Origin of the sequence: Vibrio sp. 947 (genome assembly GCF_033339115.1) — a bacterium.
GTDB classification, from domain to species: Bacteria; Pseudomonadota; Gammaproteobacteria; order Enterobacterales; family Vibrionaceae; genus Vibrio; species Vibrio alginolyticus.
Genome location: NZ_JAWOTX010000011.1, coordinates 147,507 through 170,627, shown reverse-complemented (window position 1 = coordinate 170,627; position 23,121 = coordinate 147,507). Strand labels below are relative to the sequence as shown.

General features: G+C 44.6%; 19 protein-coding genes. 6 read left to right on the top strand and 13 right to left on the bottom strand.

The features are described 5' to 3' along the window. Positions 1–9: 9 nt before the first annotated feature. From R7Q39_RS15735 to R7Q39_RS15710, 6 genes are all read right to left on the bottom strand, one after another. Complete coding sequence (locus R7Q39_RS15735) at positions 10–558, bottom strand: hypothetical protein (RefSeq protein WP_005377712.1); 549 nt, start codon at positions 556–558, stop codon at positions 10–12. A 251-nt stretch (positions 559–809) separates the two neighbouring features. Then, on the bottom strand, positions 810–2,585 hold the full coding sequence (locus tag R7Q39_RS15730; protein ID WP_005377709.1) for an ABC transporter transmembrane domain-containing protein: 1,776 nt from the start codon (positions 2,583–2,585) through the stop codon (positions 810–812). A 3-nt stretch (positions 2,586–2,588) separates the two neighbouring features. After that, a complete protein-coding gene (locus R7Q39_RS15725) occupies positions 2,589–4,328 on the bottom strand; it encodes an ABC transporter transmembrane domain-containing protein (protein WP_262627687.1) in 1,740 nt (579 codons plus the stop codon). 271 nt (positions 4,329–4,599) lie between these two features. Then, a complete protein-coding gene (locus tag R7Q39_RS15720) occupies positions 4,600–5,091 on the bottom strand; it encodes a type II secretion system protein (RefSeq protein WP_318076433.1) in 492 nt (163 codons plus the stop codon). Between the two features lie 204 nt (positions 5,092–5,295). Further along, positions 5,296–6,639: a sodium/glutamate symporter gene (locus tag R7Q39_RS15715; RefSeq protein ID WP_191116126.1), complete on the bottom strand. Its 1,344-nt coding sequence runs from the start codon at positions 6,637–6,639 to the stop codon at positions 5,296–5,298. 426 nt (positions 6,640–7,065) lie between these two features. Beyond that, positions 7,066–7,944: a LysR family transcriptional regulator gene (locus R7Q39_RS15710; protein ID WP_005377700.1), complete on the bottom strand. Its 879-nt coding sequence runs from the start codon at positions 7,942–7,944 to the stop codon at positions 7,066–7,068. A gap of 103 nt (positions 7,945–8,047) precedes the next feature. On the opposite strand from R7Q39_RS15710, the gene R7Q39_RS15705 reads away from it, so the two are divergent. Beyond that, positions 8,048–8,335 (top strand): putative quinol monooxygenase, encoded by a 288-nt coding sequence (locus R7Q39_RS15705; RefSeq protein WP_025766691.1) that lies wholly within the window; start codon positions 8,048–8,050, stop codon positions 8,333–8,335. Positions 8,336–8,346: 11 nt separating this feature from the next. After that, a complete protein-coding gene (locus R7Q39_RS15700; RefSeq protein ID WP_213905945.1) occupies positions 8,347–9,324 on the top strand; it encodes a Gfo/Idh/MocA family protein in 978 nt (325 codons plus the stop codon). Between the two features lie 84 nt (positions 9,325–9,408). On the opposite strand, the gene R7Q39_RS15695 is transcribed toward R7Q39_RS15700, so the two are convergent. After that, positions 9,409–10,095 (bottom strand): DNA-3-methyladenine glycosylase I, encoded by a 687-nt coding sequence (locus R7Q39_RS15695; protein ID WP_005377694.1) that lies wholly within the window; start codon positions 10,093–10,095, stop codon positions 9,409–9,411. Positions 10,096–10,182: 87 nt separating this feature from the next. On the opposite strand from R7Q39_RS15695, the gene R7Q39_RS15690 reads away from it, so the two are divergent. Continuing rightward, positions 10,183–10,377 carry a hypothetical protein gene (locus R7Q39_RS15690; RefSeq protein WP_005377692.1) on the top strand — a complete coding sequence of 65 codons (195 nt, stop codon included), beginning with the start codon at positions 10,183–10,185 and terminating at the stop codon, positions 10,375–10,377. A gap of 85 nt (positions 10,378–10,462) precedes the next feature. Here the strand turns inward: R7Q39_RS15690 and R7Q39_RS15685 are convergent, their stop codons facing one another. From R7Q39_RS15685 to R7Q39_RS15675, 3 genes are read right to left on the bottom strand one after another with little or no spacing between them, the layout of a single operon-like run. Further along, positions 10,463–13,273, bottom strand: a complete 2,811-nt coding sequence (locus R7Q39_RS15685) for an Hsp70 family protein (protein WP_262596301.1) — start codon at positions 13,271–13,273, stop codon at positions 10,463–10,465. Positions 13,274–13,328: 55 nt separating this feature from the next. Beyond that, entirely contained in the window at positions 13,329–15,293 is a 1,965-nt protein-coding gene (locus tag R7Q39_RS15680) for an Hsp70 family protein (RefSeq protein WP_147289562.1), read from the bottom strand. Continuing rightward, on the bottom strand, positions 15,293–15,925 hold the full coding sequence (locus R7Q39_RS15675; RefSeq protein ID WP_017634945.1) for a DUF2760 domain-containing protein: 633 nt from the start codon (positions 15,923–15,925) through the stop codon (positions 15,293–15,295). The genes R7Q39_RS15680 and R7Q39_RS15675 overlap by 1 nt, the downstream gene beginning before the upstream one ends. Positions 15,926–16,216: 291 nt before the next feature. Between R7Q39_RS15675 and R7Q39_RS15670 the strand changes: the two genes are divergently transcribed. Beyond that, positions 16,217–17,758 carry a sensor domain-containing diguanylate cyclase gene (locus R7Q39_RS15670; protein ID WP_005377686.1) on the top strand — a complete coding sequence of 514 codons (1,542 nt, stop codon included), beginning with the start codon at positions 16,217–16,219 and terminating at the stop codon, positions 17,756–17,758. A gap of 83 nt (positions 17,759–17,841) precedes the next feature. After that, positions 17,842–18,372 carry a 3'-5' exonuclease gene (locus tag R7Q39_RS15665; protein ID WP_005377684.1) on the top strand — a complete coding sequence of 177 codons (531 nt, stop codon included), beginning with the start codon at positions 17,842–17,844 and terminating at the stop codon, positions 18,370–18,372. A gap of 242 nt (positions 18,373–18,614) precedes the next feature. On the opposite strand, the gene R7Q39_RS15660 is transcribed toward R7Q39_RS15665, so the two are convergent. From R7Q39_RS15660 to R7Q39_RS15650, 3 genes are all read right to left on the bottom strand, one after another. Further along, positions 18,615–19,055 (bottom strand): TerB family tellurite resistance protein, encoded by a 441-nt coding sequence (locus tag R7Q39_RS15660; RefSeq protein WP_017820644.1) that lies wholly within the window; start codon positions 19,053–19,055, stop codon positions 18,615–18,617. A gap of 189 nt (positions 19,056–19,244) precedes the next feature. Further along, the gene (locus R7Q39_RS15655; RefSeq protein ID WP_170897095.1) at positions 19,245–21,185 is read right to left on the bottom strand and encodes an alkaline phosphatase D family protein; all 1,941 of its coding nucleotides are present in this window, start codon (positions 21,183–21,185) and stop codon (positions 19,245–19,247) included. Positions 21,186–21,194: 9 nt separating this feature from the next. Next, positions 21,195–21,545: a hypothetical protein gene (locus tag R7Q39_RS15650; protein ID WP_005377676.1), complete on the bottom strand. Its 351-nt coding sequence runs from the start codon at positions 21,543–21,545 to the stop codon at positions 21,195–21,197. Positions 21,546–21,780: 235 nt separating this feature from the next. Here R7Q39_RS15650 and R7Q39_RS15645 point away from each other — a divergent pair, with 235 nt between their 5' ends. Further along, positions 21,781–23,085, top strand: a complete 1,305-nt coding sequence (locus R7Q39_RS15645) for a MipA/OmpV family protein (RefSeq protein WP_318076432.1) — start codon at positions 21,781–21,783, stop codon at positions 23,083–23,085. Positions 23,086–23,121: the final 36 nt, after the last annotated feature.

Genomic DNA, 23,121 nt, shown 5'->3' with positions numbered 1-23,121 from the left:
GGTGTTTATTTAGAAATCGGCTTTACGGACAAAGTGCGGGTTTTTGTACTTTTTCTGCGGACCAAACGATGATACGACAAGTTTGTTCCATAATGTTTTGTCAAACTCACCCTTTGGAATCGAAGGGTAGAGGGTTTCCTCTTCTTCTCTTGCAAAATTCATATATTGTTTCTTTTTAATTTGATTGTACTTTTTGGCGATCTGGTTATGTTTTCTTACCCACTCCAGCTTGTAATTGTGGAGCACTTTTTCACCATCTTCGAGACTCATTCGAGATAGGAACAGTCGCTTGTATGAGACCTTTCTGTCCAGCATTGTGCGCATAACGGTTTGGATATATTTACCGTGATGCGTAATGGTAATGTCGTTTTCATCAATAGGAGTGACACACCAGCCTTTAGGTAAAAAGTCTGGCTTCTTAAATTGCTTATTACGCTCCATTAGCGCCTGATGTAAAACTAAATCAGAGGTGCCGCGGAACGTCTTTTGCCATTTACCGATACGAATTTGAATCGAACCAGGCAAGCGATAGATGTTAGTAAACTTATCTTTGTCCATGGACTTGTGTCATGAGATTAATGTGCATAATTAGAAAGCGGAATTCGGCCCAATGCCACAGGCAGTAGACTTAAGTACCGTACGATTTTACAACGACCTTGCGTGATATAGCGAGGGGTTATGTCAATAATAGGTAAGAAATAGAAAATTAGTTCACATTATGAAGAAATTGGAAGCTAACAAGGCTAAATTTTGAAGTTACACCAATTATGCCCATACCAACTAAATAAAAAGAAGGCACGGGCATAAAATCACACCGCTTCTTCGAGTTGCTTGGTGTCTTCTTCAATCTGTTGTAGATGTCGGTTTGCTTGCTGTAACTGATACATTTGAGCATAACGACCATTTTGCGTTAAGAGTGCTTTGTGTGTGCCTTTCTCGACTAACTCCCCATGATGAAGAACAATGATTTGGTCTGCATCTAGGATAGTTGAAAGCCGATGAGCAATAACAACGAGCGTCATGTCTTGTCTGAGTACCGCCAAGCTCTTTTGGATTAAAGCCTCTGTTCCTGAGTCAATATTTGCGGTTGCTTCATCTAATATCAATATCTTAGGTTTTACCACAAGCACACGTGCTAACGCCAAAAGCTGTTTCTGACCTGCAGATAAATTAGTTTCGCCTTGACCTAATTGCGTGTCTAGCCCGTTAGGGTAACGATGAATTTGTTCTGCCAAACCTACCTTGTCTAACGCATCCCATATTTGATTGTCATCAACCGCCCGACTGAGAGAGATGTTTTCTCTGACTGAAGCAGGGAGAATATGTGGATCTTGTTGAACCATTGCCACATCTTTGCGAAGTACGTCTTTCCCTAATGTTTTAAGTGGACGACTATCTATGAGCAGTTCACCACATTGCGTTGGATAAAAGCCCATTAACAGTGACGCTAATGTGCTTTTACCGCTTCCTGTATGCCCGACAAGCGCGATAAAGTCTTGGTGGTTGGCCTTCAACGAAATGTCTTTTAGGACGTCCTGTTTACCATCGTAGCTAAATGTGAGGTCTTTAAGTTCGATAGCACCTGACCTTAATGGTTGATGATCGTCCCCGTAAGTTTGTTCTTTCGCGTCAATCAATTCAAAAACACGTTCGCTTGACACTAACGCCTGCTGAAGTAGAGCAAGTTGCTGAGTCATCTCAATTAGTGGTTCAGTAACTCGCGCAAGATAACTGATAAATGCATACAGTACCCCCACACCAATCAACTCAATACCATTAAAACCAAAGATCGCAACCAAGCAAAGCAACGCAAGACCAGCGAGTAAGTCCATTAATGGTCTTAGCAGATAGCCGTTTAGCCGAATCACTCGTTTAGATGCCACCAGATGCTCTGCGGTTAGCTCGTTGAACTGTTTATTAAAACGCTCTTCTTGTTGCATTAATTGAATGACACTCATCCCTTGAATGGATTCACTCAGATTCGCATTTATATCGGTCAATAGGTCACGCATCTTTCGGTAGCTTTCTGTACTTAGCTGCTTAAACAAGTACATAAAGCCGATGACGATCGGCAGCAATACAAGCACAACGAGTGTGAGCTTCCAGCTCATGAAAAACATAACGCCAAGCATTACGACAATCATGACCACGTTTTTCACCACGGTCGCGATCAAAAGCTCATAAAATTGCTGTAAAGATTCCGTATCGTTGGTGATTCGCGACACCAATTTTCCAGCAGGAGTGTAATCAAACGCAGATAACGGCTGCTTAATCACGCCAGAAAATACTTGCTTACGAATCGCTTTGATCGTGTTAGCCGCGACAATGCTAAATTGCAATGACTGAAAATACTGGAATGTTGCCGATACGATCTGAAGAGCGATATAACCTACTGCTAGCGAAATCAGAACACTTTGTGAATAGTCACCTTTAGCGATGTGCTCATCAATGAAATATTGAATCAACCAAGGGCCGCCGGCGCTAGCTAACGCTGCAATAAACAGCAAGGCGAGTCCTTTAATCATTGGCTTTGGTTGAGATAATGGGTAAGACATTAACCGTTTAAACGTGCTGGTCTGGTTCATTCATTATTCCTCCATCGCCTGCTCTAGTTTCTGATACTCGAACATCTCGGCGTACCAGCCTTTATGCGCTAATAACGCGCTATGTTGCCCACGTTCAGTAATGTGTCCGTGATTCAATACAATGATCTCGTCTGCTGCTTCCAAAGCGGTGAGGCGGTGCGCAATAACGATTAGGGCCTGATTACGGTAGTATGTTTCCAAATTCTTAAGGATTTGATGTTCGGTCCGTCCATCAACAGCGGAAAGTGCATCGTCCAAAACCAACACTTGAGCATTCAGCAGCATAGCGCGTGCTATCGCAATACGTTGTTTTTGCCCGCCGGAGAGTGTAATGCCTTTTTCACCAACTTCTGTTTGATAGCCTTCAGGAAACTTTTCAATATCGTCATGTATACAGGCTAACTTTGCTGCTCTATAGACTTCTTCTTTCTTTGCATTAGGGTTGCCTAAGGCAATATTTTCGAAGATAGATTTGGAGAATAGAAACGGACTTTGGTTAACGACAGCAAAACGGTTGCGCCACTGCGGTAGTAGGGCATCCTTGATCTCGACACCCCCGAATTTAATTGAGCCGTTTTCTAAATCATGTTGACGCAAAAGTAGTGTTAACAGGGTCGATTTTCCGCTTCCTACCGGCCCTGCAACTCCCAACATTTTTCCGGGTTCAAGTTCGATGTTTACTTCCGTCAAAGCGGGCGGTAAATCACTAGACCAGTGGAAATCGTCGATATCAATTTTTAACGGAAGTGGTTTATTTTCTATTGGCTTATTACCACTGATAATTTCTGGCTTTTCATCAAAGATCTCTTGTAGTCGGTTCCATGCAGCTGAGCCTCTTTCTAAAATGTTAAATAGGAATGCGAATGCCAGCATCGGCCATATCATCAACCCTAAATACATCGTAAATGCGGTCAGATCACCAAGCGTGATCTCACCTTTATCAACAAGGTAAGCACCAGCAGCGACACTAAGAAGGAAAGAAAGACCGATGGTTAACTGAATTGCCGGGTCAAATCTAGCATCGACTCTTGCAACAGCGATGTTCTTTTCGCCAGTATCATCCACAACCTCTTCAAAACGTTGCTGCTCTTGGTTTTCTAATCCGAAAGCACGCAGCATTCGCACGCCATTAAGTGACTCTTGTGTCATGTCTGACATGGTAGAAAAGGCTTCCTGAGCGACACGAAAGCGTTGATGTAGGATGCGCACAATAAAGAAGATGATGATGGCAAGAAATGGCATTGGAAGAAGCGCCATTACGGTGAGCTTCCAGCTTACTTGCGTTACCATAATGATTAAAACCGCAATACCAGTGATCAAAGAGTCTGCGGCGGTTAAAACCCCTTCGCCGGCTGTCATAACGATATTACGCACATCATTAGTGCCACGAGCCATCAGATCCCCCGTCTTGTAACGTTCAAAAAAACGAGGTGGCTGTGTCGATAAATGCCTATATAGACGGTTACGTAGAATGGTCCCGAGCTCCCAGCTTGCGCCGAAAAGCCAAATTCGCCATAAGATGCGACACCCATAAATGGTAAAGATCAGTACAGTTAACCCTGACAGCCATAGAATCAGCGTATTTGTATCTAAAGTGTTGTCTACGACGCCGTCAACTATGATGCCAACTGCTTTGGGCGGAACAAGCTGTAGTGCTGATATCACAGCGAAAAGCAGAATGGATCCGACATAGTGCCTCCACTTTTGTTGGAAATACCAACGTAGCTGCCAGAATATTCTCATTACGCCTCCCGCTTTAAATTATTGAATTTGTTATAGAACTATTATTGAGCGAAATGATGAGTTTACAAGCACAAGTTATAGGCGGGTTTAAAAACGATAGATTGTTTCAATTATAGCCATGTGTCGGCGCAAATTACTGGTTTTATCTCTATGAGCTAACTGTGCGACGACATTATGTGAAATAGTTGTTAATGGTTGTTTTGGAGCCATTACCTTGCAATAACGATGAAGACACCAAAAGTAAAAGTGTTACTGCCACTCTATATGGGAATTAGCAATCGTCAGTTTGTATTTTGTATTTCACTTGGCCACCTGGAGTTTCTGGGTAGTAAACTTCGACATAGCACATATGTTCTCTACCAACAGGCTTGTTTGCAAAACCAATAAGGAAGTAGGGCTCGTCTGGGCTGTCTACCCCATACCAAGTGTTGATAGTGAGTTGCGGATCAAAGCCTGCTAGCTCTTTTGCTGGAATAACATTTTTGATAAATCCAAAGTAACCAATTAGGTCGTTATGGCCGTCATTATCTAGATCAATGTTATATTGTATGCCGCCATCTACTGTCTCTTGAGATTGAATCACTGCTTTGGTGTAGACAAAGTTGTTGGCGGTCATGAGTGCTTCTCTGGCTCCATATAGAACCGCCACTCTGGCATCTTTTTGTAAGCCAAGAAATTTAGGAAATGCAACGACGCTTACAATACCAAGAATGATGATGCACACAATGAGTTCAATAAGAGTAAATCCTTGAGAGCGACGCACAGCCTTTCTCCATGTTTTAGAAACGAATAGGCGGCTATTCTGATATAGAAACGTTCAGGTCAAGTATTAAAAAAGAATGATAATAAGAGATCGGGATTGCAAATCTCAAATATAAAACAAGTTGCTTATTTTCGAGATGAGGAGTGATTTTGATAAAAACCAAGGAATGAACTCGAGAGGATAAAATCCTCCCGAGTAAAGCGACTAAGATTCGTGTGTCAGAGCACTGCTGTTACGTTTAAAAATGAATCGCCAAATAAATAAGACAATTGCGATGTAACCTAATCCTACACCAAGCGATTGCCAGTGCATGCCGTTATACATCGCGATTGGCATCAAAGAGATGATGAAGATGTCAGTGATTGAGCCAGGGACATAAGCTATGGCGTAATCATCAAGTACTTTGCTACGCATTTTGGGATCAACAATACGAAGTAACGCAATACCCATGGCAACCGTACCGGTTAACCAACCCCAAGAGAAAATGCCTTTCTCGAACCAATCTTCGCCCATGATACGTGGGGCAACCCAGAAGATTAGCCATAGTGTGAAGGCGATACCGCCGATTGCAAGCACTACCATCGGCATTAAATACTGGGCTAAGACGGTAATCTTGATGGCTGAGATACCAAAGATAATCAAATAATCGGTACTGATGCCCGCAGCGTGTTTGAATGCACCGTCACAAAGATAGCGTGAAGCTTTCGTTTGTTTCGCGATGATTCGCACAAGCATGCCGCCAAGGAAGCCAGTTACAAACGTCGGGATCTGCACCTTATCGTGGAAAGAAGACAAGTAGTTGGCGGCGACATAAGAGAAAGCGGTTACGACAACCACTAACGCAGCGTGAATCGCGAAAGAATCAACCGACAGGGAAGACATGGTGTCTTTCATTACCGGTTCTTGATCATCAGGCTTAACAAGGCCTTTGCGTTCGTGTTCGTCCATGCTGTCGAAGGTCGTAAAGCTACGAATCCAACCCATCTTCAATGCGAATTGCAGCATGAGCATGCCGACAGAAATCGAGATGAAAATACCCACGGTTGCGAACGTTAAGCCAAGTGTGAAGCCATCTTCCCAGCCAAGCCCCGTGAAGATTTCACCAACAACAGATGCAGAGCCATGTCCGCCCATAAAGCCCGCAGACATTGTCACACCAAAGCCAGGATTAATCTCTGGCCAGAAGAAGGTTGTGAGAACTAGACCAAACATTGCTGCAAACAACCACTGAGAAACAGAAGCGATTTGGTTAAACGCCCACAATGAGCCAGCACGCTGTGCGACGGTTTTAGGTGATGGAACATCCGTTGCCAGACCTAACGCAGAAAAAAGTGCAGCAGTTAATAGGCTTGCGTTAGCGGTAAACGTATCGGTCCAAGGCAGTACGTCTAACAGGGCTGGTCCAAAAAATAGACCGAATAATCCTGCGAGAACCGCCGATGGAATGTACATACGCTGTAGTAATGGCGCGTGAACGCGAATGACTTTTGCCAAAATCAATAGTAAGCCAGCGATGGCTAAGTCAGTCAGCATTAGACCTTTAGGCATCTTATCCTCCAGTAAATGCAGTCAAGGGGTAGCGTCCTTGTGACCTACCTTGAATAAAAATCTCTCTCAAGCCAAAAAGTCACATACGTGACTAAAAGCGTTGAGAAATCAATGTCGTTTTCATAAGCAAAGGAATGTGCTTATGCAATTTGAAATGAGTGTAAATGTTGTGATTGCACACGAACAGGAAGAGAAATTAGATTAAATTTCTCGATATTTTTTTGATAGTTCACTCAGGAAAGGCGGCAATCCTAGTCACTTTGTCAGAGCAATGCAATTGGTGTGAATCAATAAATTATGCCTAGTTAATGGGTGTCTCTGACTAACAACATGAAAAATAAAGACAATTAACAAGCAATAATATTTGTCATATCGACAATAAAAGTTAATTAAATGGTTAAATTGTCGCCGCTTTATGGGGTGACGTTATGGATTCACATGAGAAAGAATAAAATCGACCAAGGTACGGTTTTTAAGGGAAAGCTGTTTTGAACGGTAAAGCAGGTGGATCGGTTTTGGCTTGGGAGCATGTTGCTGGAGAATTTCTACCAAGGCACCAGATTGGATTTCCTGCTCAACTAAGATCTTTGGTTGCATAAGAACACCAGAGCTTTTTAACGCGGCGAACTTAAGTACATCGCCATTGTTAGACGTTAATCGGGTGTTGCTGTTTCCAAAGGTATTAGATGGCATGTTCACCACTTGTTGGCTTTCTCCTTGGTGATACTGAAACCCCAAACAATGATGGTGTGCTAAGTCATCAAGTGATTGGATAGGGGCATGTTGCTCAAGGTAAGAGGGTGAGGCGCAGTAAGTCATGTGGTATTCACCCAATTTTCTCGCGACTAACGACGAATCGACCAACTCACCGATTCGAATAATCACGTCAGCTTCGCTTCGATATGGGTCAATCAAATTGTTGTCCAACATTAGCTCAACGTTCAAATCGGGAAATTCAGCTAAGAAGTCAGCCACGATAGGAGCAATGACCTTTTTGCCATACGTGACAGGGCAGTTAACTTTTACAGTTCCGGTTGGACGGTTGATCAGCGTCTGGATCAGGTTCTCTGCGTTGGTGATGTCTTCAATAATGCGGTGGCACTCTTGATAGTAGAGTCTGCCAGCTTCGGTCAGGGACTGTTTGCGCGTGGTGCGATGAATTAGCTGTGTACCTAAGCTTTGCTCAAGAAAGCTCACGTGCTTGCCAACCATGGTCGGTGAAATATCAAAGTGGTGTGCTGCATTACGAAAGCTGCCGTGTTCGACCACGTAAGCGAAAACTTTCATGCTTGTTAATTTATCCATTGCACACCCAGAGTTGATAAAGAAATAACTAAAGCAGAGTTTATCAATCAAATGAGGTTAATTACAGTGGGCGTATGATTAAGAATGGAGAAAGAGAGCCATCATGAGCGAGACGATTTTTGTTACCGCCGAACTGAAAATGAATGCCGATAAGCCAAGACAACAAGTGGTTGAAGCCATTGAACAATTTTGCCTTGATATGCAAAGCGAAGCGGGGTGCTTGCAAGCGAATGCGACCTACGATTCTAAAGCTCCACAACGTGTGATTCTTTGGGAGCGATATGAAAACCGCGCCGCGATTGAAGCGCATTTTGCTATGCCGCATACACAAGCGTTTATTGCGGCTGAAATGGCAGAGTTAGTTCAAGCATTCGAAACCCAAGCTCAATAGGAGACGTGAACATGAAATGGGGCATTTTAGGCACAAGCTTTATCTCAGGAGTCATGGCTGAGGCAATCCAAGGCGATGACAAGAGTGAACTGTACGCGGTTGCTGGGCGTTCGGAGCAGAACTTACAGGCATTCGCTGAGCAATATGGCATCGAGAATACGTTCAACGATTACGATGCGTTGATTGCTGATGAGCAAGTCGACATTATTTATATCGCATTGCCAAATCACCTTCATCATGACTTTATCGTCAAAGCGGCTGAGCAGGGCAAAGCGATCCTGTGTGAAAAGTCACTTTCGGTAGATATGGAAAAAACCGAGCTGGCACTTCAAGCCGTAGAAGCGCACAAGGTATTCTTTGCTGAAGGCTTAATGTACTTGCATCACCCATTTATCAGTGAGTTGGTTTCGGTGCTTAAATCGGGAGAGATTGGTGAACTTCGCTCCATCCATACGTCTTATATTGCGTCGATTGCGCAGTTTGTTAATCCAGACAGCAAAGGTGCTTTGTATAACTTAGGTTGCTATCCAATGTCATTAGTGCATTTGGTGGTTAAAACCATGTTGGGTGAACAAACCTTTGAGAACCGTTCAATGAAAGCGATTGGCCGACGAGGTAATGATGGGAATATCTGCGAGTCGAGCTTGATGATGCAATTTGGTGAGCAACAAACGGTGAGCGTACATACTGCCGAAGATCATGGATTGAAACACCAGTTCACCATTCTGGGTAGCAAAGGCTGTATTACCTTAGATTCAAACCCATGGCTACCAACGCAAGATAACCAGTTTAGTGTGGAAATTTACGAGACGTCGAAGCGCGAGGTGTCTGTACCGGCAACTGGGGACGCTTTCTTCTATCAAGTGCGCAATATTCGCCAAGCGGTTGAAGAGGGGCGTACCTCGTTAGAAAACCCTTGTGCAACATGGGAAGACTCTCACCGTATTATGCAGCTACTGACTGAGTGGGAATCACTGGCTTCAAAGTAAGTGTGTACTTGAACCAATGAACATAAAAACGGCGCACTAAATCCAATGATCAGTGCGCCGTTTGTATTTTGGGTTCAGTCTGGATTAAATGCGATTATCGCCGGTACTGAACGCAATGATTTGGCTGATCTCAGACAGGCTTCTACCACTTTCTTGCTGCCATTGAACAAACGCTTTGTTGGTTGCATCGAGCGATTTTTTCGTATCTTTGCCACCTTCAATGATCTTGCAATTACGCAGGTAAGCTTCCACGTCGCTAGACAAGATAAAGGTATCAACGCCCATTTGACGAAGTGTGTAAGGGCCAGTATTTCCGCCTAGGCGATTGCCGCGTTTCTTCAAATACGCCCATAGGTCGGTGATTTTCTCTTGCGGCCAATCGGCAACCATTTTGCCAAACGAGCCATATTCGATTTTTGCTTCGTGGATCATACGAGCGTTGGCAGGAATCGACATGACTTTAGTGAGGTGGCGAATGATGCGTTTGTCGGTTGCTTTGGTTTCCCATTGCTCATCTGACAGCATCAATAGCGGCTCAATCTTAAACCCAAAGAACACTTCTTCGAAGTTCGGCCACTTGTTGCGAACCACGCTCCACGAAATCCCACTTTGGAATACCTTCATCGAAAAAGCGGCTAGCCAACGGTCGTCGGGAATCGCTGCCAATTCTTCTTTGCTTAGTGGATGAGACAAAAGCGCTTCAAGTTGATCTTCACCACCTTTACGCTCGGCAGCGCGCTGATAAATCGCGTCAAATTTTTCGATACTCATAAAAGAAGTTAGTCCTAGTTTATGTCGATATTTGTGAAACATACTACGCTTAAGTGGCTGAATCGTTAAATTGATGGAGTGTCACAAATGAAGAAGGTCACATTAACGTTTGTCGGGGAAGGTTCGGATCGTATTGCAGAAAAATTCTATGCGTGGATGACGGACGGTGGGTTAGAAGACAGCATGATTGAGAATTTATCTGACCGTGAAATCTCAGTTGTCGGCATTAGTGATATGGATAATGAAACGCGTGATGTGGTGATCAATACGGAAATGAACTAACGAGTCGTCTTTCGTCAGCTATTAGAATCAGATAAAACAAAGCCCTTCACGAGAAGGGCTTTGTTGCGTTTATAAGCGTGAGAGCCTAGTTATTTACCAGTGTCAGACCGCTTGGGAGTGCATCACCGAAGATACGTTTCGATTCGCTCTCAGATAGCTCTTTGACTTCTTCAACCAGTGATACCCAAGATTCAGGTACCTTGCTTTGCTTCAACTTAGCCAGTACCTGCTCACGGTAGTCGTCTGAGATATCGAATAGGCGGTCGCCCGTCTTACGACAAATCATTACGGCTGCGAAAGCGATCATTGGCTCTTTCTGCCAGTTCTGCTCTAGCAGCTTAGGCAACCACTGTTCCGCTTGTTCACGAGGAACGACGTTATGCTGACTGCCATATAAAGGCGTACGTGATGCCAAGCGACCCATTGCCCACCAGTGTGCTTGTTCGAACTGGTTATGGTTGATGGCTTTGCTCAAGAACCACGTTGCCAATAGAACTTTGTCTTCGACTTCTAAATGCTCCAGAGAGGCAGACAAGCGCACCATCGACTCGTAACCCATATCTTGTGCCGCTTTGGCGGATTGTGGGTTTTTCATCGCACCAGGATGTAGGTATTTCGCGATGTCCGCCAAGATGGTCTCTTGTTGCTCTTGGCTTAAACCACCGGCAATACGACGCCAGAACACCCACCAGTCGGTCCAACCTTGATGGTTCTTAAACTGAATGTTTTGTTGGTAGAGACCCCAAACTTGCTCAATACGCCATGAGTCGGTTGGATCGCCAAAGCCCGGACGCAGTGCAAAGCCAGCCAAACGAAGCCAGTTTTTCTCGTGTTGTTCTGAACGGCGGCGACGCTTACGACCTTGTGCAAAGGTATCGAACAGTTGACGTAGGGTCGTGAAATCCCATTCATCGCGTTTGCCAAGTTTCTTCTCAAGATCTTTGGCTAAGGTTTTGATCTCTTTGCTTTCCGCGCTTTTTTTATTACCGCTGTAAAGGCGAGCGATCAGCTCCTTACATTCGTTCAGTTTAGGGTGAAGCTTAACTTGCTCGCTGTCGTCGGTTTGCTTGTTACGAACTTCGAATTCCAGCTCCCAACGTTTGCTGTCATCTTCTGCGCTGACACATTCCATCTTAAGCGTACCGACTTCGGTCAACTGACACGCGAGTTGTACTTCTACGCGCTCTTTTTGGTTGGCTTGCAGTTCGGCACCTTCACCTTCAAGGGTGGTGATATAAGGTGGCAGAGGAGCAAATAAGTCGGGGTCAACGTCAACCATCACGCCGTTTTGAATAGCGGTGTTATTGGTTAAGGTGTCGTGGGTAGAAGTCAGCAGGTTAAAGCGAACAGGTTCACCTAGGGTAAGCGAGAAACGACGACCACTTAAGCGGATCTCATGACCTTCTTCTGTACCTTTTGCAAGCAAACAGAGCGCTTTGCCCATCTTGTTCTTTTCTTGAAGATGCAAGAAGTAAGAACGCGCTGCACCACCACCAATTTTTAGTTGTGCACCACGACGTGCTTTACCAAACGCAACAGCACCTAGTGCAACAGACCAATCTGGATGTGGGTTATCCAATACCGTAACCGGAGCGCCTCGCCAATCGGACAGTAGGGTAGTCACTCGCTCAGTCACAAGTTCACTATTGAACACACCACCGTTGAGTAGCAAACCGACTGGAATTGCATTTTGTTTGTCGTCTTCAATGCGAAGAGCGGCACGAGCAACTTGTTGGTGCTGAGTTAAGAACTCGGCTACGTGCTTGCTCACCGCTGGGTCAGCAACGTATGGAAGACCAAACTCGACAACCGCGCTGCGGCGTTTGTCCGGCACTTCACTGAAATCAGAAAGCGGGAAGAAGCCATCTAAAGCGATTTGGTGCACTTCTTGTTTGCTCAGCCCAATACTCTTTGTTCCGCCAAGAAGTTTCGAGCCGCTGCCCAGCATGGTGATTTTTACTTCTTCAGGTGCGCTCGATGAAAGTAGGTTTTCTTTCGCCTTGCGAGTTTGCTGAATCAACTTAGTCAGGCTTGCGGCAGTGAGCTTCTTACTTTGGTTGAAGCGGCTTTCTGCAAGGTGTGCTAATGCTAAATCGAGGTTATCACCACCCAGCATCAAGTGTTCGCCAACGCCAATGCGGTCAAGGGCTAGCTCATCTTGAGAAGAGAAACTGGCTTCAATCAAGCTCAAGTCGGTAGTACCACCGCCCACATCACACACCAGAATCAGCGGCAACTCTTTGAGTTCATCAGCAGCGGTCTGCTGGTGGCGTGCGTACCAGTCGTAACATACGGCTTGTGGCTCTTCGAGCAGGACGATTTTCTTTAAACCTGCCAGCTGTGCAGCTTCAAGCGTGAGCTTACGAGCGGTTTCATCGAACGAAGCTGGAACGGTCACAACCACATCTTGGTCTTCTAACTTATTGCTAGGATGACGGTAGTTCCATGCTTGACGAATGTGGTTGAGGTAGCTTGCGCTGGCAATAACGGGTGAGACTTTATCTACGTCTTGCGCACCGGCCCAAGGAAGAATGTCTGAACTACGATCCACTGCTTGGTGCGATAGCCAGCTTTTAGCACTGGATACCTGACGTCCTTCCACCTTAGCGCCTAATTCACGAGCCCATTCACCCACGATCACATTACTAATGTCGCCAGAGACAGGTTCGTTTTCCCAAGGGAGTGTTAGGTCAGAAGGGGAGATTTGACCAACCGCAGGGTGATAGCGGAAAGAGGGCAGTAAGGGTTTACGAACCACTTCACCGGGACCAATCAGTTGGTCGATGTCAAATAGGGATACTTCGGATTGTTCAAGGTTGTCGGTGATTTCACAATACGCCACCACAGTGTTTGTGGTGCCAAGGTCAATACCAACAAGAAAACGAGGAGATGCCATACAAACCTTCGTGTATTTAAAAACGGCACCCGATTGGATGCCGTTTGATTTCTATTTATTCTTCTTCGTTTGAGTTGCTTTTCGCGTCTTCGCGCACATCGAACTCAACATGCCATTTTTGACCGTTATCAGCGGCAATGGCTTCTAAGTAAAGCGTACCAAGCTCTGTGACGCGAGAGGCTAGGGTTACCGGAACCACTTCACCTTCACGACGACCTTCAGATACAGGTAGCGTTACTTGGATTTCTGGAAGCTCTTCAAGCTCTTCTGGTGCCCAGTAGTCTAGGTGAGTACCTGCTAGGTCATCACGACGAACCGTTGAGCCAAAGAATTGGAAGTTAACCGGCTGACCGATGATCAAACCAAACTCTTGGCTTGGTACGTCAACGCTGGAACCTTCTTCCATACCAAATGGTGCAACGCAAAGTGCTTCCATTGGAGGCGCCATGCCAGGAATCGCAGGCATCGCACTTTCGATACCCACGTAGTACGCCGAAGCAATACCACCACGGATACGAACGCCTTGACCACGACGTACAGAGCCGTAGTAAGCCGCACCGCTAGCAACCGCAAGGTCTAGATCCACACCTGTTAGGCGCTTCGCCATTTCTGCATCTGCTTCAATTAACCATTCGTTGATCGTGTCTTCTAGACGAGTTGCTAGAAGTTTCGATTTCAGAACACCACCGTTGAATAGGATTGCCGTTGGCTTGATGAAGTCATCCGATTGCGCTGCATCCGAACCTGGCATACCAGGCATGTTAGCGAATGGGTTGAAATCTTGAGCTGCTGCTTCTGCGCCATTTCCTGAAGCAGAAAGAGCATTGGCTTGCTTAGACAAGAACGCTGCAATGTGACGAGTAATGCCTGCATCTTGTGCGTAAGGCAGACCCATTTGCGTTAGTGCACCACGGTTACGTTGAACAGGGTGGTCAGTAATTGTAACTTGAGGGAAGAAGCCATCAACCAGTGTTTGTTGTACTTCTTCTTGAGTCAGTTCTGTTTTCAGCGTTGCGCCAAGCAGTTTAGAACCACGGCTTGGTACTACGATTGGCACTGACTGAAGTTCGCTGTCGTTCAATAGCGCTTCTTTCGCGTCGCGACATGCGTGTGTCATTGCCTGAACTTGCCATGGCTGTAGCTCTTTACCTTCTTGGGCTAGCTTCATCTTCAAGCGGTACGCAAGTGCAAGATCCATGTTGTCACCGCCAAGTAGGATGTGTTCACCTACCGCGATACGGTTCAGAGTTAGGTTGCCGTCGTCTTCAGTTACTTCAACCAAAGAAAGGTCGGTTGTACCACCACCGATATCGACCACAAGTACGATGTCGCCAACTTCAACTTCGTCGCGCCATTTGTCGTTGCTGTTATCGATCCAGTTGTAAAGTGCAGCTTGTGGCTCTTCTAGAAGCGTTAGGTGCACAAAGCCAACGTTGCGTGCTGCTTCTGCAGTTAGATCGCGAGCAGCAGGATCAAAAGAAGCAGGTACCGTGATAGTCACGTCTTGATCGGCAAGGTTGTGATTTGGATTGGTGTGATTCCAAGCATCTTTTAGGTGCTCTAGGTAAAGCTCTGTCGCACGAAGAGGGGATACTTTTTCCACTTCTTCTGGGCTACCTGCTGGTAGGAAAGCATCACGACGATTCACACCTGCGTGGCAAAGCCAAGATTTCGCACTTGCAACAAGGCGAATCGGTGTTTTTGAACCTAGGTTACGTGCAATTGCACCAACTAGAGCTTTTGGCTCGCTCGACCACGGAAGAACGCGTGATTGCGGGTTCATTTCGTGTTCGTGCGGCTGGTAAAGGAAAGAGCCTAATTGGCTGCGAGTCTCTACCGTACCCGGCGCAGTCAACTGCGGGATAGGCATCACTTCAACGCGAGCGTCTTCGTCGTGAGTATCAACAAAAGACATCACACAGTGTGTTGTACCTAAGTCGATACCAACACTGAATTTAGGCGTCTGTTGAGTTTCAACAGACGCTTCTTGAGAATGGTTTTCTTGGTTCATGTGTTCCATTACAGCTCAACCTCAGCTGGAGCGATCACAGATGCGTCGTAGTTCTCAGCCAGTTTAGGCAACGTCATTGATGTTGCCTTCCAACCTTTGTGAACTAGCGTGCCGTTAAATGGCGCGCTGCCTGTTACGTTGCCAGTTAGGCGGATTTCTTGTGGGTTGAAGCCTTCTTCAACCGTAATGCGAGTTTCTTCGTCTTCGTTACGAACGTGCGCTAGCGTCACGTAGTCGTTCAGTACTTTCTGACCGCCAGTGTGGATTACGCGAGCAGCTGCGCCTACTTCTTCATCAGAGAATGACGTTAGGTCTTCTTTTAGGAAGTCAATCAGACGAGCTTCTTGTTGCATGATAGAAAGCAGCTGCATTGCAGAGTCCGTTGATGCGGTTGCAAGTTTTGATTCAACTTCTACAACACGCTCTACGACTTTCTCTACTTCCACTACTTTTTCTACTTCAACGATCTTCTCAACTGGTTTCTCAACCTCGACGATTTTCTCGACTGGTTTTTCTACCACTTTCTCGACCACTTTTGATTTGCGCGACACTGCAACTAGAAGAAGCAAAACGCTCGATGCGGTTAGGCCAGCGTGAAGCATATCGAACGTTTGAGGAATTAGGTTCAAATCAATGTTCATGACGTTTTTTCTCTTTCTATTGATTTATTGGTGCTCAGTATTGGCTCATATTTGTTCACTAAAACGATCGTCTTTGCGATCTTGCACCAAGTTTAGACATTAAAATGATGACGGATGGTAGCATATTCAAGGCTTAAGGCTGTAATAATTCGTGACTATACCGTACGAACAGCGTGAAAAATCGACGATCAGACTCCCCAATATAGGTTGTTGCTTGATGTTTGTGCATTGCTAACGCAGTATTTCAATAGATCCCGAAGTTTAACTTACGGAAGTATCAAAAATTACGATATGACACAAAGCACCGCTCATAAGAGCTTTATAAAACGACATTCAGACTCTATCTTAGCTTTTTTGGCGACTTTATGTGTCACTGCTGGTGTAGTTGGTGCTGCTTATACAATGCAGCAACGGTATACACAGACGACGTTTGATACTTTAGCCGACCGACAAGCAGAATCACTTAAAGCAAACGTCGAGAATGATCTAAAGTTCATTGGTGCGGGCGCAAACTTTTTCCATTCGATTGAGCGAAGCTATTGGCCATCGTTTCCCATGTATGCGGAACAAGTGATTAACAGCTCGCGAAGTCTCATTGGACTTCAATGGATGCAAAAGGTCGAATTCGAAGATCTTGATGAACATATTTTAAAGACCCGTCAAAAATTTCCAAACTTCCAACCGTTTACCGTTCCTAAAGATGGTCCCAAAACCTACGGGTACATTTTTGAACACAATGAGCCAATTTTTATCGCGTCGGATATCTACCCAAGAACACCGGAAAACCTTTCTCTATTGGGTTTCTATTTTTCGCGCAAACGCTTCGATTTAATCTTGGATGATATTTCCGAAAATGGGCGAGCGAATGTCTCGGATAAAGTTCGCTTACTGCAAGATGGTTATGACAAGTCCATACCTAAGACTGGGTTGCTGGTGTTCCATCCAGTGTTCGACTTCGAGAACAAATATTTATTAGGAGTAGTGACCGGTGTTATCCGAAGTACGGTTTACTTTGAGGATTTGATTACGAAAACCGCGACGGAGCTCGATATGTCGGTGCGCGTAGAAGATTTGGGATTCGACGCAGCAGATGACCCTGTTCTCTTTCAAAGTGCTAGCTGGGATAACATTCGAGGAACCGTTATAAGCCGAACCATTCAACTGCCTAACCGTGAATGGCGTATTGACTTTAAACTTTCTGACGCAGTCTCAGCTTGGGAGCGTTCTATTTTAGCGGGCACGACGCTAGCCGGATTGGTAATCGCCTTTTTGATCAGTTGGATTGTGAATTTACAGTCTCGAGAAAAAGAGCGCTTAGCGGTCATGTTGGAGCTCAAAACCGTTGAATTAAAAAGAATGGCAGAGCGAGACCCTCTAACTCAACTACTGAATCGCCGAGCATTCAACGATCACTTGCTTAATCAGATAAACAAAGGTGTTAACTTCGCCTTGGTTGGTTTTGATATCGACCACTTCAAAGTGATTAATGACAAACACGGCCATTTAGGTGGAGATGAAGCGTTGCAACATGTCACTAAGCTGGTCAGTGCTAATTTAAAACCGGGAGATAAGTTTTACCGCGCTGGTGGTGACGAGTTTTGTATTATTTCTAAAGTCATTGATAGAGCAGTGCTAGAAGCTTACCTAGAAAAGTTACGGAGTGTTGTGGCAAGTACGGCTTTTGATTATGGTGATGCGTCAATCATCTGTACGTTGAGTATCGGTGCGGTTATCCATAAAGAAGAAGATCCTGAGAGCTTGTATCACAAAATGGACAGTCAACTCTATTTGAGTAAAAAAAACGGCCGTAATAATGTGTCGATCGGCGATTAAATGGGCGCACAAATTCGAGTTTTACGCCGTGTTACGATAGAATCGCACGCTTTAAATTTTTATGTTAGGAACCAAGGCAAACTATGAACCATAACCGTATTGTATGCTTCGATTTAGAAATGTGTTGCTGGAACGAAAATGGCGTCGGCAGCACGGGTGAAATTATCGAAGTGGGGTTAGCTGAAATAGATTTGTCTAAAGGTGAGATAGTCAAGCGTGCTCAATACTACGTGAAACCAGAACACGATGAAGTGTCTCTGTTTTGCGCTGAGTTAACGGGCATCACACCACGTAAGATTGAAAAACAAGGACGCCCACTAGAAGAAGTGCTTAAATCCATGGTTAAGAACTTCGGTGGTCGCAACAAAATCTTTGCATCTTGGGGGCGAGATGACCTCATTCTTCTAGAAGAGTGTAAGCAAAAAGGTATTGAAGCACCGTTCACAGAGTTCATCAACTTAGCGACACTCTACCGTATTCAAAATCGTCTTAAAGATAAACGTATAGGCCATCGAGCCGCTCAAGAAGCAAAAGGAATAGACTGGGAAGGGCGTCAACACTCTGGCTATGTAGATGCATACAACTTAGCTAAGCTTGCTTTGACCATGTTTTAGTTATTCGAACCTAGCTAGCTTGTAATTAAATTATCATCCAACCATTGTTGTTTTGTCATGCAGTCTGTTTAGTGTGGAAAGAGCTAAACACATACCTTGACCAGTACTTTAAATAACAATGTCGTTGGCTTATTGAAAAACGCGCAGAGTGCGCGTTTTTTTATGGCTACAGAAGCGATATCTGTTGTCATTATAGGGGTAGGCTGGAGCTAGCCAGAGACCTATATACTCATCTCGTTACTTTACTGAGACTGTAACTTTGCTCGAATGAACTCGCTGTGATCAACATAGAGTAGCTCTGCTGTTTTACGGATCACCGCGTCTTCTAGCGGGTCAATTTCGCCGTCTGCGTAAGCGACTTCCCACATGCTTTTGATTAAGTTGTAACGAGTTTCTTGAGTCAGTTCTCTTAGTTGAGAGGTAAAGTCGTACAGCGAAGCGGAATCTTTTATTTTCTGTTGCGCTTGCTCTAACAAAGTATTTGATTCTTCTTCATTTAACGAAAGCAGTTTCATCAATAAAGAGCGCTTTGTTTCTTGTTCTCTATCATCGACACTATGGTCTGCGCCAGAAACTTCACAAAGCAAACACGCGATAGCCATGTTAGGGGAAAGTGTGTTGGTTTGGCTTAAATCAGAGCCATCAATGAGTTGTTTAAATAATGATGTGAGAGAATTAAACATAATGAACACCGAGCTATTGTTTATTTGGTTAACATGGTAATAAATACGGAAGATCTCAAGGTGCGATACCAAATTTAGCACGCCGTTGACATTTAAGAACGGCCACTTTCTCTCCAAAAAACCTAAACTCCTGAGTTAGTTCAAGGTGACTTGCCTCTTACAAAGGGCAAGTCATTTTGGGATTGATACTCAGCTTTCAGCACGTGTCGGTGGAAAATGAACTTCGTCACCATCACTCGTCAGAATACTAATTTGACTTGGTTTGCCTTCATCATCAAGGCGTAGCTCACCAATGGCACTATGGTTAACCAAGCGATAAAAGTTGTGCGTACTTGGTGCGCGTTTGTAAATCTTGAGTCGTTTACGTTTTGTGAACCAGTTTAAAGGTGAGCGAGGGCTGTATAGCAGTCTATCTAGGCCATCACAAATATTGAGCAGTTGTGTAGGGAACTGATTTTTAATTCCACTACAGGTGATTTGATAGATATTCGGACTGTTTTTTCGATAGCGGAGCTTAATATCGTATGCAAAAGAGTAGTGCACGTCGCCAGAGAGAATAACAAAGTTAGTTGGTGTCTTTGTGTGTGTGAAAATACTAATAAGAGTATTCGCACTTCCGGGGTGAGCCATCCAGTTTTCAGCATCAACCATCAATGGTTTACCAAGTATGGTCACCACACGTTGTAGTGCTTCGATAAATTTCACACCAAACATTGGCGCGGCAGAAACAATAACAACCTTGTCTTGATGCACGAGCTCCTGATGGAACTCAATCATCGCTTCCCAGTCCATTAAGCCAGAAGGTTTGTTCATTTTAGACTCAGAACGCCAGCGTCTGGTTCGTGTATCTAGCACGACAACTTTTGGTGTCGTAGGAATGGTGTAGTGCCAATTCTCAAAGCGATACAAATATTGAATAAATGCATCTTGGGTTTGCGAGGTTCGCTCATCGATAAAGCGTTGAGCGAGGCTCATAAATTCATCATTGAATTTTTCTGGCGCATTTCCCCAACCTTGGCAAAGCCAGTAAGCAATCAAGCTATTACCGATAATGCGTTTTGCAAACGTGTTGCTGTATGCGGCTTGTTCCCAGCCTATGGTGAGATTCCAATCGTCGGTGACATCGTGATCATCAAAAATCATATAGGTTGGAATGTGAGCGAGTAAGCGTTGAACCTTGTCCAGACCTGCGACGAATTTATCAATTTGTTTTTTTTCTTCGCGCCATTGCTGCTGCCATTTGGGTTCAAGAACTTCTCCGCCGACAGTAAATTCGTTTTCTAATAAACGATCCGTTCGAACAAGCTTCCACAAGGTCGGAGACCAAACCAATAAGTACATTGCAAAGCACTCAGCAAAGCTTATTAGGTGATTCTCACACTCTTTGGCGCTGAATATTGGTGTCCCTCGGTGTGGAAAAAACTTACTTAGTAAACTGTCATCACTCACATAATGAGGCAACAATTTATCTCGACCATAATAGCAAGCAGGGTGTTGGTAGAGCTCATTGGTATTTTTTATCGGAGCTTGATCGAATTCTTCGCCTGGCAAACCCAATAAAGCTATGACTTGCTCAATGGCATCGAGAGTGGGGCCTGCAACATGGTCTGCATAGATTTGATCACCACTCATGATGAGCATATCCGGTCTCTCTTCAATGGATTGAGACGCGATTTTATGATCCGCAGCGACCAATGTATCATCACTGAAGTGATGGGGATTACGGCAAGAGCCATGTAGGAGATAATCCGCTTTTTCACTAACGAGGAACTCAATACCCAAGTTTGGCGTATTATCTCGCTCATAAGTCAGGTGAGGGAGCAGTTCCGTCACTAATCCATATTGCGTTTTTATTTGATAGCGTAACGCTTGATGGGTTGGAAACTCGCCTTCTAATTTAAGTAAGCAACACCACGCATTGAGGCCGATTTGAAGCTGTTCTTTTTGTTCACTTAAAGGGGCTTGATAAAGGATGGAGGCATTTTCATCCGTAATTTGCACCATACCCTCCAAGCGTTGGGTGGTGACTAGCCAAATATTGATTTCAGTTGCGGTCACTTTACGTAGGATCGGACCTGCAACGACAAGAGGAAGTGAAGAAATTTCAGTCGTGTTCATCAATGCTGGCAAAACGGCTCCTTATGTGTCAGCTTCTTCTTCTAATATTTCGATAACTTGCGAGCTACTAAGTTCATGTCCCATAAGGAACAAACCAAGCATCGCATCGGCTTTTGACGCGTTATCACTGTCTTCATCCAAAATTTGCTGAAGCCGAGTTCTAATTAGGTCGATTTCGTGTTCGACGAAGCCACGCCCTTCTTCGTCACCTTGACCATCTTCTGGTGCATTATCAAAGTGCAAAAACAACATGTCACCATCGAGTTGAGTCCCTATCAACCTCTCTGGCAGCCATGCTTCTCCCATCACAATGTCTGGGTCTGTATCTGCGGGTAAATGATTCAAGGTAGAGATGAGTTCTGATGCTTTCACTTTTTACTTCATTATGTTTGATTTAGAACTAAGCTAGAGTTTAAGCGCTTGTTGTGATGGTAAAATATTCGCAAACAAGCTCACCTAGTCGTGCAATATTAATATGATCTTGGGACTCAAACTGTCACGAGGATGACAACATTTGCCATTGTAACGGCTATCATCAGCAGAACATAAGCTTTTAATGGCAAATCATTGATGTTTGCCTGCTTCTCAACCAACATTTTTCGAACTCATGAAGAGATTAATTCTAACAACACTCGCTTTACCTTTAGCTGCGGCAGTTTCTTCTGCGCATGGTTCAGAAGAACCAACTTGGGGGATTGCTGCGATGTATCGCACAGCATCGATTCCGTTTTATACCGCCGATAATGACTCTACGGTGAGTACATTTGTACCAATGATGTTCTTTGAAAACGAACATGTGTATATCAATGGCATTGAAGGTGGCGCTTTTTTGTATAACGAGAGTGATTCTGACTGGCGTGCGAGCGCACTCATGCGATTGAGATTTGTCGATATTCCCATGTCACTACAAAATGCTAATGAAGGGGACAGAGTCGATTTCGGTGGGCAAGTGCGTTATAGCATTAACGACAATTGGCGCGCAGAAGTAGAGTTGATGGCGGACGACGAACTCCAGTTTCACTCTAATTACCGCCATGCTGCCAATTATGTATTTGGGGATTGGGAATTAGAGCCATCGATTACGATTCGATACAAAGACGCTGATTTCAATAGTGAATATTATTCCTTTAAGGATATTACTGGCGAGAGAATTGGAGCTGGGCTTGACACCAATCTTGGTATTAAAGCGCGTTACCATGTAACTTCAAATTTGTATTTATTGGGTGAGACGAGTGTTACTCGCTTAGATGATAACGCCTACAACAGTCAGCTTGTAGAAGATCGATATCAGGGAGAAGTGTTTGTCGGTTTTGGCTTTTTCAACGATAAAAGCAAAGCTCCGAAACCGACACTGAGCAATAAAGCATATCTACGTATTGCGCATGGTTGGGCGACGCCTTCGAACATCGGTGAAATATTTAGCTTTGAGAGAGAAAAAGACCCATACGACAATCAACTTACTTCATTGTTTTATGGGCATCCATTAACGGATGAGCTGTTTGGTTTTCCTCTTGATATTTATTTAACGCCAGGGTTGGTTCATCACTGGTCGTCCAGTGTTCAGTCTGCGAGCACAGAATACGTCATGGCGATTAAGGCTTATTATACGGTTAATTGGCCTACGACTTGGCGATTTGGTGTAGCGGAAGGTGTGTCATACATTGATAGCATTACCTATATTGAAGGCACAGAAATGGAAGACAAGGGTTATACACCAAGCAAGTTGCTCAATTACTTAGATTTCTCGTTTGATGTCAATGTAGGCGATCTCTTCAACCAAAAGAGCTGGAACAATATGTGGGTGGGCTATTCATTGCATCACCGCTCGGCGATTTTTGAAAGCGCTTCCCAGTTTGGGCGAATTAAAGGTGGGAGTAACTACAATACTATTTATTTCCAGTTCGAGTTTTAGCGCATCGCGAGATGCATATAAGTCGGATTTGCAACT